This window comes from Pseudonocardia sp. NPDC049635 (genome assembly GCF_040659795.1).
Lineage (GTDB): Bacteria > Actinomycetota > Actinomycetes > Mycobacteriales > Pseudonocardiaceae > Pseudonocardia.
In genome coordinates this window covers 108,229-120,697 of the sequence record NZ_JBFAON010000015.1, presented here as the reverse complement: position 1 = coordinate 120,697, position 12,469 = coordinate 108,229, and the positions used below count along the sequence as shown (strand labels likewise).

The following is a 12,469-nucleotide window of genomic DNA, read 5'->3' as shown; positions in this document are numbered from 1 at the left end:
TCCTCCTCCGGATGCCGGGTGGATCGATGCAGACCGGTCCGCGGACCGACCCGGGCCCGATCATGCTGTACCACCGCTACCGGTGTCAGGCCGGGCCGCGCCTAGTGTGACGGGCGTGGCTCTCGCGCTCCTGACCAACGACGACGGTGTCCATGCCCCCGGTCTGCACGCACTGGCCCGTGCCGCCCGCGACGCCGGCCTCGACGTCGTCGTCGCGGCCCCGGCCGGGGACGCCAGCGGGGCCGGTGGGTCGGTGCGCTGCGTGGTGACCGACGGGCACATCGGGGTCACCGAGCACACGATCCCGGGACTGGACGGGATCCCGGCCTACGGTGTCGACGCCGATCCGGGGTTCATCGTGCGCGCGGCCGGGCAGGGCTGGTTCGACCGCACGCCCGATCTCGTGCTCTCCGGGGTCAACCCGGGTGCCAACACCGGCAGCCAGGTGCTGCACTCCGGCACCGTCGGCGCGGTGCTGGCGGGCGCCCTGAACGGCTGGTCCGGGATCGCGTTCTCGCTGCACTGCGGGCTGCGGCTGCCCGAGCAGCCGCACTGGGCCACGGCGACCGGGCTGCTCGGCGAGCTGCTGGAGCGTCTCGCCGCCCGCCCGGCGGGGACCGTGTGGTCGGTGAACGTCCCGGACGTCGCACCCGGCGAGCTGCCCGCGCTGCGCGAGGCCCGCCTGTGCGACTCCGGTGCGGTCCGGGTGCGGATGGTGCACCGCGGGCCGGACGGCGAGCGGCCCGGCGGCCTGCGGGCGCTGGTCTCCGAGCAGTACGGCGAGGCCGAGCCCGGCACCGACGTCGCGTTGCTCGCCGCGGGCCACCCGACCGTCACCGAGCTCGCCCCGATCGGGCACCGGGAGGGAGCCACCGGCTACCCGGCCTGATACGGCCCGGTGGCCGGTGGTCCCCTGCCGCGCGCCCGGCGTGCTCAGCCCTTCGCGGCGGCGAGGCGCTGCGCGGCGTCCGCCCAGTTGACGACGTTCCACCAGGCCCGTACGTAGTCCGGCTTCACGTTCTTGTACTGCAGGTAGAACGCGTGCTCCCACATGTCGAGCAGCACGATCGGGGTCTGGCCGGCCGGCAGCTGGGACTGCTGGTCGTAGAGCTGGTGGATCAGCAGCCGGTCACCGAGCCGGTCGTAGCCGAGGATGGCCCAGCCGGAGCCCTGGATGGTGGTGGCGGCGGCGGTGAAGTGCGCCTGGAACGCGTCGAAGGACCCGAAGTTCTCGTCGATCGCGGAGGCGAGGTCACCGGTGGGCTTGTCACCGCCGTCCGGGGAGAGGTTCTGCCAGAACGCGGAGTGGTTGACGTGCCCGCCCAGGTTGAACGCCAGGGTCTTCTCCAGACCGACGATCGCACCGAAGTCGTTGCGGTCGCGGGCCTCGGCGAGCTTCTCCAGGGTCTGGTTCAGCGCCGTCACGTAGGTGTTGTGGTGCTTGGAGTGGTGCAGCTCCATGATCTCCGGCGCGATGTGCGGCGCCAGGGCGGAGTAGTCGTAGGGCAGGTCCGGAAGTGTGTAGTCGGCCATGTGGTGAGCCTGCGACCTGAACCGGACTTCAGGTCAACTGTGATCTAGGGCGCAGTGCACGCCCACCGCTCGCTCAGTGCTCGTCGCGGCCGGTCAACGCGTGCTCCAGCTCGTCGGCCAGGTGCACGACCTGCCGGAACGGGAACTCGAACCCGTCCAGCGCGGCCGGACCGAGCGGGATCGAGTGCCGGTAGACGAGCACGCCCTCCTCGGCGGCGAGCCCACCGACCACCGACGGCCCGGCCAGCTCGAGGGCCTTCGCGAGGTCGACCTCGCCGAGCCGGGCGACCGGCGACTCGATCTGCACCCACACCTGGTCCGGGTCGGCGACGGCGGCCGCCGCGTCGGTCACCTCGATACCGGGGCGACCGGCGCCCTCCGCCACCCGCTTCACGACGACGAGCTGGTCGCGCTCCCCGGTCGTCGGCAGCCGGAAGCGCAGCTCGTCCGCGCTCTGCCGGACGATCTCGTACCGCACCACCACGTAGGACTTCAGGTCCTCCCAGGTCGCCACGTCGCGTTCTCCCCCTCGGTTCGCGGGCCGCACAACCGGGCCCGGGCGCGACCCTAGCGTGACCGTGGCCGGGCCCGCCGGGGCCCGCGGCCGGTCACCCACGCGTCGTGGTGATCAGCTGGTCGACCGGGGCCCGGTCGTCGGTGAGCACCGGCGCATCCCCGGTGAAGGCGCCGGTACGCCCCGGGTCGAGCACCGTCCCCGGTTCGCCGTACCGGGCGAGGGCCGCGTCGAGCGCGGCCGGGTCGAGCGGCCGGTCCGAGCCGACGACGACGACGTTCCCGCCGCCCCCCGGTTCGAACTCCTCGGGCCGGGCCACCAGCATCGTCGCGGCGAACCGGCTGTCCACCGTCGCCGCCGACGCCCGGACCAGCTCCAGCGGGTCCCGGTCGATCACGTTCAACACGTACAGGCCGCCGGGCCGCAGCACCCGCTGCACCTGGTCGAGGAACTCGGTGGTGGACAGGTGCCACGGCACCGAGCGGGCACCGAACGCGTCGCCGACGACGACGTCCGCGGAGTCGTCGGGCAGCTCGGTCAGGCCGACCCTGGCGTCGCCGGTGCGCACGGTCGTGCCGGGGATGCCACCGGCCTCCAGCTCCCGGACGACCAGATCGATCACACCGCCGTCGAGCTCCAGCACGGTGGAGGTGCCACCGGGGCGGGTCGCGTCCAGCCAGCGCGGCATGGTGAGCGCCCCGCCACCGACGTGCACGACGTCCAGCGGCCGCCCGGGGGCGAACGCGGTGTCGATCGCGGCGGCGAACCGCTGGGTGTAGGCGAACTGCAGGTGTTCCGGGTCGCCGAGGCGGACGTAGGAGTGCCGCAGGTCGTCGAGCACCAGGTAACGCCCGGCCGGGTCGGCCGGGTCGGTCGTGACCGCGGCGCAGTAGTAGGTGGTGTCGGCGTCGCAACGACCGGGCACCGCGACCAGGGCGACGGCGAGCAGCAGCGCGGCGGCCCCGCCCCGCACGACGTCGGCGCGCCGCCGCCGCGGGGCCACGACCAGGCCCAGCACCAGGCAGGCGGCCGCTGTCACCAGCAGGATCGCGCTCACCGGCAGCAGCGCGACCAGCACGAAACCGGTGAGGAAGCTGCCGGCCAGCGAACCGAGCGTCCCGGCCGCGGACAATCCGCCGACCACCTCGCCGGACCGGTCCAGCCCGGTCAGCCGGGCCTTCGTCACCGCCGGGGTGACCGCCGCCAGCGCGGTGACCGACAGCAGGGTGGACGCCGCCACGAGCAGCACCGCCGCGAACGGCCCGGCGCCGAGCAGCGGACCGAGCAACCGCACCACCGGACGCACCGCGAGCGTCCCGAGCCCGCCGACCACCAGCATCAGCGCGGCGACGGCCACCGGGTCGTGCCGGTCCGCCCAGCGTCCGCCGAGCGCGGCGCCGGCCGCGATCCCGGCCAGCGCCACCCCGATCACGGCCGTCGTCGACTCCAGGGTGAGCCCGACGTAGGGCGCGACCAGCCGGGTCGCGAGGGTCTCCACCACGAGGATCGCCGCCCCGGAGACGACGACGGCGGCCCGGGCGATCGCGAGGCGCACCCCGCCATCATGGAGGTCGCCGCGCCGGGCCCGGGTCAGTGGGTCGGTGGGTCAGTGGGTCAGTGGGTCAGACGCAGCACCAGCTTGCCGGTGTTCTCCCCGCGGAACAGTCGCAGCAGCACGTCACCGAAGTCCTCGACGGTGCCGTCGACGACGTCCTCCCGGCTCTGGATGCGCCCCTGTTCGAGCCACCCGGACAGTTCCGCGGCCGCCTCGCCGTAGCGGTCGGCGTAGTCGAACACCACGAAGCCCTCCATCCGGGCCCGGTTGACGAGCAGGCTCAGGTAGTTCGACGGCCCGGGCGGCGGCTCGGTCGCGTTGTAGCCGGCGATCGCACCGCAGATCACCACCCGGGCGCCGCGCCGCAGCCGGGTGAGCGCCGCGTCCAGGATCTCGCCGCCGACGTTGTCGAAGTAGACGTCGACGCCGTCCGGCGCGGCCGTGCGCAGCGCCGTCCGCACGTCCTCGGCGCGGTAGTCGATCGCGGCGTCGAAACCGAGCTCGTCGACCAGCCAGGCGCACTTCTGCGGGCCGCCCGCGATCCCGACCACCCGGCAGCCCTTGATCTTCGCGAGCTGCCCGACGACGGAGCCGACCGCACCGGCGGCACCGGACACGACGACGGTCTCGCCCTCGGCGAGCGCGCCCACGTCGAACAGCCCGAAGTAGGCGGTCATCCCGGTCATGCCGAGCAGCGCGAGATAGCGCTGCGGCGGGACGTCGGCGGTCGGAGTGACCGTCGTCAGCCCGGACCCGTCGCTCTCGGCGTAGGTCTGCACGCCGAAGGTCCCGGTGACCGTGTCGCCGACGGCGAAGTCGGGGTGTTCGGAGGCGACGACCTCGCCGAGCCCGAGCGCCCGCATGACGGCACCGACCTCGACCGGCGGGATGTAGCTGCGGCCCGCGTTCATCCAGCCGCGCATCGCCGGGTCCAGCGAGATGTGGCTGACCTTCACGACGAGCCGGCCAGGGCCGGGCGCCGGGACCGGTTCGGTCGTGTGTTCCCACACCTCGGGGCCCGGCAACCCGGTCGGCCGTGCGGCGAGCCGGACCTGACGGTTGACCGTGTCGTTCCCGACGGAGTTACCCATGGGTACCGGTCTACCCGCGGTACGGGCGGCGCGCAGCACGACCGCCGGGATCACGCGAGACAGGTCACCGCAGACCGAGGTGGCGGGCGATCAGCATCTTCTGCACCTCGGAGGTGCCCTCGCCGATCTCCAGGATCTTGGCGTCCCGGTAGAAGCGCCCGACCGGGTACTCGTTCATGAAGCCGTAGCCGCCGAAGATCTGGGTAGCGTCGCGGGCGTTGTCCATCGCCGCGTTCGAGGCGACCAGCTTCGCGATGGCGGCCTCGTGCTTGAACGGCTCGCCCGCGACGAGCAGGCGGGCGGCGTGCTGCCAGGCCAGCCGTGCGGTGTGCGCGCGGGCCTCCATCTCGGCGATCGTGAACTGGATCGCCTGGTAGGAGCCGATGGTCCGGCCGAAGGCCTCCCGCTCACCGGCGTAGCGCACCGACTCGTCGACGCAACCCTGGGCGAGCCCCACCGACAGCGCGGCGATGGCGACCCGGCCCTCGTCCAGGATGGACAGGAACTGGGCGTACCCACGGCCCCGCTCGCCCAGCAGGTTGCCCTCCGGCACGCGGACGTCGTCGAAGAACAGCTCCCGGGTGTCCGAGCAGTTCCAGCCGACCTTCGAGTACTTCTCGCTGACCGTGAACCCGGGCGTCCCGGCCGGGACCAGGATCGCCGAGATCTCCTTGCCGCCGTCGGGCTTCTCACCGGTCACCGCGGTGACGGTGACCACCGAGGTGATGTCGGTACCGGAGTTGGTGATGAAGCACTTCGACCCGTTGATCACCCACTGGCCGTCCTCCAGCCGGGCGGTGGTGCGGGTGGCGCCGGCATCCGAACCACCACCGGGCTCGGTCAGGCCGAACGCGCCCAGCGCGCGGCCCGCGGCGAGATCGGGCAGCCAGCGGGCCTTCTGCTCGTCGGTACCGAAACGGTGGATCGGCATGGCGCCGAGCCCCACCCCGGCCTCGACGGTGATCGCCACCGAGGAGTCGACCCTGGCCAGCTCCTCCAGGGCCAGGCAGAGGGCGTAGTAGTCGCCGCCCATGCCGCCGTACTCCTCGGCCACGGGCAGCCCGAACAGGCCCATCGCGCCCATCTTCGCGACGATGTCGTAGGGGAACTCCTCGCGGATGTAGAGGTCCCCGATGACCGGGGCGACCTCCTTGCGCGCGAACTCCTCGACCGAGGCACGGAGCGCCTCGTACTCCTCGGCGCTCGTCTGCCCTGTGCTGGTCTGCCCTGTGCCGGTCACTGCGACTCCTCCTGCTCGACGACCAGCAGCACCGCGTCCTTCGCGACGGTGGCCCCGGCCCGTGCCCTCAGCTGGCGCACCGTCCCGTCGACCGGGGCGGTGAGCACGTGTTCCATCTTCATGGCCTCGACGACGACCAGTTTCTGACCTGCGGTGACGGAGTCGCCCTCGGCGACCTCGACGACGGTCACGGTGCCGGGCATCGGCGAGACCACCGGCCCGCCCGCGGTGCCGCCCGCGGCGCGCGCGGCCTCCAGCGGCTCCTGCTCGCGCACGCCCCAGGTGCGGCCGTCGCGGGAGATCCACACCACCCCGCCGGGCGCCAGGGCGATCCGGTAACGGCGGGTGCGGCCGCCCTGGCTGTGCTCGATCACCCCGGGTGCGACGGCGACGGTGCGGCAGCGCACGGCCGGTGCGGCCGCGGTCCCCGAGGCGGGCCGGGCCGACGGCCGCGCCGACGTGCCCCCGGTTGATCCGCCGGGCAGCGCCAGGTCGAACCCCGACGCCCGGCCGCGGACCCGGACCTCGATCGCGTCCGGGCCGTCGGTGACCAGGCGGCGCACCGTCCAGGCCGGCTCACCGATCCGCCATCCGCCCGGCACGTCGAACGGGTCGACGACCGCACCCCGGGGTTCCAGTCCGAGCAGCGTGTTCCCGGCGACCGCGCCGAGCACGTCGGCCGGCACACCGGTGTCGCCGAGCGCGGCACCGCGGCGGGCGATCAGACCGGTGTCCAGGCGCCCGGCGCGGACGTCGTCGTCGGCGAGCAACCGGCGCAGGAACCCGATGTTACTGTCCAGGCCGAGCAAGGTGGTGTCACCCAGGGCGGCGTCCAGCCGGCGCAGCGCCTCGTCCCGGTCCGCGCCGTGGGCGATGACCTTGGCGAGCATCGGGTCGTAGTCCGACCCGACGACGGTGCCGGTCTCGATCCCGGAGTCGACCCGCACACCGGGGGCCGGCGCCCACTCCAGGACCGTGCCGCCGGAGGGCAGGAAGCTCAGTGCGTCCCCGCTGACGGCGGTGGCCTCGGCGTACACCCTGGCCTCGATCGCGTGCCCGGTGAGCACGACGTCGTCCTGGGTGATCGGCAGCCGTTCCCCGGCGGCGACCCGCAGCTGCAGCTCGACCAGGTCCAGCCCGGTGACCTCCTCGGTCACCGGGTGCTCGACCTGGAGCCGGGTGTTCATCTCCAGGAAGAAGAACTCCAGATCGTCCCCGGCACGATCGCCGCCCACGATGAACTCGACCGTCCCGGCGCCGGTGTAACCGACCGCGCGGGCGGCCTCGCAGGCGGCGCGGCCCATCTCGGCGCGCTGCTGCGGGGTGAGCAGCGCCGACGGCGCCTCCTCGATGATCTTCTGGTGGCGGCGCTGCAGGGAGCACTCGCGCTCACCGAGGTGCACGACGGTGCCGTGGGTGTCGGCCATGACCTGGATCTCGATGTGGCGCGGGGTGGTGATCAGGCGCTCGACGAGCAGGGTGTCGTCGCCGAAGGAGCTGCGGGCCTCCCGGCGGGCTCCGGCGACGGCGTCGGCGAGGTCGTCGGGGCCGTGCACCTCGCGCATGCCCTTCCCGCCGCCACCGGCCGACGGCTTGAGCAGCACCGGGTAGCCGATGTCCGCCACGACCGCCTGAAGGTCGGAGTCGGAGAGCCCGGCGCCGTCCGATCCGGGTACCACCGGCACCCCGGCCTTGGCCACGGTCTGCTTGGCGCGGATCTTGTCGCCCATCGCCTCGATCGCCGACGAGGGCGGCCCGACGAACGCGATCCCGGCCTGCTCGCAGGCGGCGGCGAAGGCGGTGTTCTCGGACAGGAAGCCGTAGCCGGGGTGGATCGCCTGCGCGCCGGTGGCCCGCGCCGCGGCGATCACCGCCTCGATCGACAGGTAGGACTCGGCGGCGGCGGCCGGCCCGATCCGGACGGCCTCGTCGGCGGCCCGGACGTGCGGGGCGGCCTCGTCGGCGTCGGAGTACACGGCGACGCTGCGCACCCCGAGCGCGCGCAGGGTGCGGATGACCCGGACCGCGATCTCACCCCGGTTCGCGACGAGCACGGTGTCGAACATGCGGGACATCTCGGGCCTCACATCCGGAAGACGCCGAAGGCCGGATCGGCCAGTGGCGCGTTGGCGGCGACGGACAACGACAGCCCGAGCACGGTGCGGGTGTCGGCGGGGTCGATCACGCCGTCGTCCCACAGGCGGGCGGTGGAGTAGTAGGGGTGGCCCTGGGTCTCGTACTGGGCCCGGATGGAGTCCGGATCGGCACCCGAGCCCACCGTGCCGAGCACGGTGGCCGCCTGCTCACCGCCCATCACCGAGATCCGCGCGTTGGGCCACATGAACAGGAACCGCGGCGAGTACGCCCGGCCGCACATCGCGTAGTTCCCGGCGCCGAACGAACCGCCGATGACCACGGTCAGCTTCGGCACCCGGGTGGAGGCCACCGCGGTGACCATCTTCGCCCCGTTGCGCGCTATGCCGCCCGCCTCGTAGTCGCGCCCGACCATGAACCCGGAGATGTTCTGCAGGAACACCAGCGGCACCCCGCGCTGGTCGCACAGCTCGACGAAGTGTGCGCCCTTCATCGCCGACTCGGAGAACAGGATCCCGTTGTTCGCCACGATCCCGACCGGGTGGCCGTGGATGCGGGCGAAGCCGGTGACCAGCGTGGTGCCGTACTCGGCCTTGAACTCGTGGAACCGGGAACCGTCGACGACGCGGGCGATGACCTCGCGCACGTCGTAGGGGATCCGCGAGTCGGTGGGCACGACACCGTAGAGCCCGGCCGGGTCCACCGCCGGCGGCTCGGTCGGCACGACGTCCCACGGCCGCGGCGCACGCGGGCCGAGCGTCGCGACGATGGCCCGGACCCTGGCGAGCGCATCCGCGTCGTCGGCGGCGAGGTGATCGGTCACGCCGGAGATCCTGGAGTGCAGCTCACCGCCGCCCAGCTCCTCCGCGGTGACGACCTCCCCGGTCGCGGCCTTCACCAGCGGCGGGCCACCGAGGAAGATCGTGCCCTGGTTGCGGACGATCACCGCCTCGTCGCTCATCGCGGGAACGTAGGCGCCGCCGGCGGTGCAGGAGCCGAGCACGGCGGCGATCTGCGGGATGCCCTGCCCGGACATCTGGGCCTGGTTGTAGAAGATCCGCCCGAAGTGCTCCCGGTCCGGGAAGACCTGGTCCTGCTCGGGCAGGTAGGCGCCACCGGAGTCGACCAGGTAGAGGCACGGCAGCCGGTTGTGCAGCGCCACCTCCTGGGCCCGCAGGTGCTTCTTCACCGTCATCGGGTAGTAGGTGCCGCCCTTGACCGTCGCGTCGTTGGCCACGATCACGCACTCCCGGCCCGCGACCCGACCGACGCCGGTGATCACCCCCGCACCCGGGGCCTGCCCGTCGTACATGCCGTGCGCGGCCATCGGCGACAGCTCCAGGAACGGTGAACCCGGATCGACCAGCGAGTCCACCCGGTCACGCGGCAGCAGCTTGCCCCGTTCGACGTGCCGCACCCGGGAACGCTCGGGGCCGCCGAGCCGAGCGGTCGTCAACGACGCGTTGAGGTCGGCGACCAGGTCGCGATGCGCCGCCGAGTTCGCGGCGAACTGTTCGCCGGCCGGGTCGACCGCGCTCTCCAGCCTCGGTGCCAGTTCCGGGACGACCATGCTCACCTCACGCTCGGAGTTAACGAACACTAACATGTTAGCGGTCATTAACGTCGTTCGTCCAGGCTCGGCCGCTCAGGCCGGTCACAGTGTCGGTCACTACGGTGGAACCGTGCGCCTGCTACTGGTCGAGGACGAGAAGCCGCTCGCCGAGCTGGTCCGGCGGGGCCTGGCCGCCGAGGGGCACGAGGTCGAGCTCGCGCACGACGGGGACACCGGATTGCGGTACGCGCTGTCCGGCCGGCACGACGTGATCGTCCTGGACATCATGCTCCCCGGCCTGTCCGGGTACCGGATCCTTCAGCACCTGCGCGAGCAGGGCGTATGGACGCCGGTGCTGATGCTCACCGCGAAGGACGGCGAGTACGACGAGGCCGACGCCTTCGATCTGGGTGCCGACGACTACCTGACCAAGCCGTTCTCGTTCGTCGTGCTGCTGGCCAGGCTCCGCGCGCTGCTGCGCCGTGCCGGGGAGGTCGCACCGAGCGTGCTGCGGGTCGGGGACCTGACGTTGGATCCGGGCACCCACCGGGTGTACCGGGGCGACGTCGAGATCTCGCTGACGCCGCGCGAGTTCGGGGTGCTGGAGCACCTCATGGCGCACACCGGGCAGGTGGTCACCAAGACCGACATCCTGCGGTCGGTGTGGGACGCGCACTACGACGGCGAGGTCAACGTGGTCGAGGTCTACGTCGGGTACCTGCGTCGCAAGATCGACACCCCGTTCGGGACACACAGCATCGAGACGCTGCGCGGGGTCGGCTACCGGATGTCCGAGCCCAGCACCGCACCACCGTCCTGACAGCCACCGGCCGGCATCAGCGGATGCGGTCCCTGGCGCGGCGGGGCGCGGGCGGACGGTGCGGCGTCGGGGTCCGTGCGTCGGGCGACGGCCGGGACCGTCCCGGCTCACCGGCAGCGCCTGCCCCGGCCGCCGGGCCGCCCCGGTACACCGGGATCGGCCGGGTGGCGTTCTCGTCGTAGGGGCTGCCGACGGTGTCCGGACGGATCGGCACCGGGCCGGCGCCGTACGCCGCAGGGGCCCCGTTCGACGCCGGACGCCGCCGGTCGGACGGCCCGCCCACCAGCGGCTGCGGACCCGGTACCGGTCGGGGGTCGGCGTAGCGGCCCGGCACCACCGGCAGCGGCCCGGTGCTCCACGGATCAGCCCTCCCGGGGCCGGTGCTCCCGGGAACCGCATCCCCGGCACCGGGGCTCCCGGCGCCGGCGCCCCCGGTGTCGGGGCTCCCGGCACCGGGGCCCCCGGCATCGGCGTCCCCGGCATCGCGACTCCCGGCATCGGGGCCCTCGGCATCGGCGCCCTCGGGATCGGCGGACCCGGCGTCGGCGACGGCCGGGACCGTCACCCGGAACCGGGCGCCGCCCAGCTCGGGCGCATCCAGCGCGGCCACGGTGCCGCCGTGCGCGGCGACCAGCTCCGACACGATCGACAGCCCGAGACCCGAACCACCGTCACCCCGTGAGCGGGCCTCGTCGAGCCGGACGAAGCGCTCGAACACCCGGCTGCGGTCGGCCTCGGGGACTCCGTTGCCGTCGTCGTCGACGTCGATCACCGCGACCCCGTCGACGGATCGCACCGACACCGCGACGGTCGTGGCCGCGTGCCGCTTGGCGTTGTCCACCAGGTTCCGCACGATCCGCACCAGCTGACCGCGGTCGCCGACCACCCGTACCGGCTCGGTGGTCACCCGCACCGCGACGGCCGTGTCGGCGGACGGCCGGATCCGTTCGGCCTCGGCGATCTCGTCGAGATCCACCTCCTCCCGGCGGGGAGCGATGCCGCGCTCGTCGGCGCGGGCCAGGAACAGCAGCCCCTCGACCAGCCCGGTCAACCGGGCCGTCTCGCCGCGCAGGGTCTCGACGGTGGCCCGGTCCGCGGAGTCCTTCGCCATCCCGGCCCCGAGCAGTTCCAGCCCGGTCGACACGGTGGCCAGCGGGCTGCGCAGCTCGTGGCTGGCGTCGGCGACGAACCGGCGCTGCGTGGTCTGCGACGACTCGATCCGGCCCAGCATCTGGTTCATCGTGCGGGCCAGGCGGCCGACCTCATCCCGGGCCACGGGCTCCGGGACGCGCTGGGAGAGATCCTTGTCCCCCATCCCGGCCACCCGGGTGCGCATCTCCTCGACCGGTCGCAGCGCCCGGCCGGCGAACAGGTAGGTGAAGTAGCCGGTGACCAGCACCAGGATCGGCACGCCGCCGAGCACCAGCCACCCGACGGTCTCCACCGCCTGGTGCACCGCGCCGAGCTCCTGGGCGGCGTAGACGGTGATCGGCCTGCCCTGGGCGCGGGCGCCGATCCCGACGACCATCATCTCCTGGACCTCGACCTGGTCCCCGCCGGCCGTGTCCGACCCGATCCGGACCTCGATCGGGACGTCGGTCTCGTAGCGCTTCTCGTCCGGCGCCAGCAGCCAGTCGACGATCTTCGGTTGGCCGTCCAGCGGATCCGACGACCCGATGACCTGGACGTCCTGCTGGGCGCCGTTGGACCCGACCATCCAGTCGGGGGCGTTGGTCTCGTCGCTGTACGCGGTGACGACCTGGACGACGTCGGTCCGCTTGCCGGTCGCGTCGATCGCGTTGCGCTTCGCGTCGCCGGTGGCGGAGAAGTTCGCCTCGATCCGGTTCGCGAGCTGGTCGGCGGTCGCCTCCAGCGCGCTGCGGGTGTTGTTCTTCAGCGTCTGGTCGAGCAGCAGGACCAGTGAGATCCCCGCGACGACGAGCACCACCGCGACCGCGGCGGCGGCGGCCAGTGCGGAGGCCGCACGCACCCCCGTGCGCTCGCGCAGCCGGCCCAGTGTGCCCATCACACCGACGAGGGTATCGGCGACGACCTGTGCACGAACTGAGA

10 protein-coding genes are annotated in these 12,469 nt (G+C 73.2%); 2 read left to right on the top strand and 8 right to left on the bottom strand.

Annotated features, from left to right (window positions below; translation table 11 throughout):
• Positions 1 to 115: 115 nt before the first annotated feature.
• Positions 116 to 889, top strand: a complete 774-nt coding sequence (locus tag AB0J24_RS18765; RefSeq protein WP_358682947.1) for a 5'/3'-nucleotidase SurE — start codon at positions 116 to 118, stop codon at positions 887 to 889.
• 44 nt (positions 890 to 933) lie between these two features.
• On the opposite strand, the gene AB0J24_RS18760 is transcribed toward AB0J24_RS18765, so the two are convergent.
• From AB0J24_RS18760 to AB0J24_RS18730, 7 genes are all read right to left on the bottom strand, one after another.
• Positions 934 to 1,533: a superoxide dismutase gene (locus tag AB0J24_RS18760; RefSeq protein WP_358682945.1), complete on the bottom strand. Its 600-nt coding sequence runs from the start codon at positions 1,531 to 1,533 to the stop codon at positions 934 to 936.
• 73 nt (positions 1,534 to 1,606) lie between these two features.
• Entirely contained in the window at positions 1,607 to 2,047 is a 441-nt protein-coding gene (locus AB0J24_RS18755) for a hypothetical protein (protein WP_358682943.1), read from the bottom strand.
• Between the two features lie 94 nt (positions 2,048 to 2,141).
• A complete protein-coding gene (locus tag AB0J24_RS18750) occupies positions 2,142 to 3,602 on the bottom strand; it encodes a fused MFS/spermidine synthase (protein ID WP_358682941.1) in 1,461 nt (486 codons plus the stop codon).
• Between the two features lie 59 nt (positions 3,603 to 3,661).
• A complete protein-coding gene (locus tag AB0J24_RS18745; protein WP_358682939.1) occupies positions 3,662 to 4,693 on the bottom strand; it encodes an NADP-dependent oxidoreductase in 1,032 nt (343 codons plus the stop codon).
• 64 nt (positions 4,694 to 4,757) lie between these two features.
• Positions 4,758 to 5,933 (bottom strand): acyl-CoA dehydrogenase family protein, encoded by a 1,176-nt coding sequence (locus AB0J24_RS18740; RefSeq protein ID WP_358682937.1) that lies wholly within the window; start codon positions 5,931 to 5,933, stop codon positions 4,758 to 4,760.
• Positions 5,930 to 7,999 carry a biotin carboxylase N-terminal domain-containing protein gene (locus AB0J24_RS18735; RefSeq protein ID WP_358682935.1) on the bottom strand — a complete coding sequence of 690 codons (2,070 nt, stop codon included), beginning with the start codon at positions 7,997 to 7,999 and terminating at the stop codon, positions 5,930 to 5,932. The genes AB0J24_RS18740 and AB0J24_RS18735 overlap by 4 nt, the downstream gene beginning before the upstream one ends.
• Positions 8,000 to 8,016: 17 nt before the next feature.
• Positions 8,017 to 9,597 (bottom strand): carboxyl transferase domain-containing protein, encoded by a 1,581-nt coding sequence (locus AB0J24_RS18730; protein ID WP_358682996.1) that lies wholly within the window; start codon positions 9,595 to 9,597, stop codon positions 8,017 to 8,019.
• A 112-nt stretch (positions 9,598 to 9,709) separates the two neighbouring features.
• Between AB0J24_RS18730 and AB0J24_RS18725 the strand changes: the two genes are divergently transcribed.
• The gene (locus AB0J24_RS18725; protein WP_358682933.1) at positions 9,710 to 10,399 is read left to right on the top strand and encodes a response regulator transcription factor; all 690 of its coding nucleotides are present in this window, start codon (positions 9,710 to 9,712) and stop codon (positions 10,397 to 10,399) included.
• Positions 10,400 to 10,415: 16 nt separating this feature from the next.
• Here the strand turns inward: AB0J24_RS18725 and AB0J24_RS18720 are convergent, their stop codons facing one another.
• Positions 10,416 to 12,425: an ATP-binding protein gene (locus AB0J24_RS18720; protein WP_358682994.1), complete on the bottom strand. Its 2,010-nt coding sequence runs from the start codon at positions 12,423 to 12,425 to the stop codon at positions 10,416 to 10,418.
• Positions 12,426 to 12,469: the final 44 nt, after the last annotated feature.

Excerpts from the sequence above, each read along its gene's own strand:
- AB0J24_RS18730 (WP_358682996.1), bottom strand. The coding sequence starts at position 9,597 with ATGGTCGTCCCGGAACTGGCACCGAGGCTGGAGAGCGCGGTCGACCCG.
- AB0J24_RS18760 (WP_358682945.1), bottom strand. The coding sequence starts at position 1,533 with ATGGCCGACTACACACTTCCGGACCTGCCCTACGACTACTCCGCCCTG.
- AB0J24_RS18745 (WP_358682939.1), bottom strand. The coding sequence starts at position 4,693 with ATGGGTAACTCCGTCGGGAACGACACGGTCAACCGTCAGGTCCGGCTC.
- AB0J24_RS18735 (WP_358682935.1), bottom strand. The coding sequence starts at position 7,999 with ATGTTCGACACCGTGCTCGTCGCGAACCGGGGTGAGATCGCGGTCCGG.
- AB0J24_RS18720 (WP_358682994.1), bottom strand. The coding sequence starts at position 12,425 with ATGGGCACACTGGGCCGGCTGCGCGAGCGCACGGGGGTGCGTGCGGCC.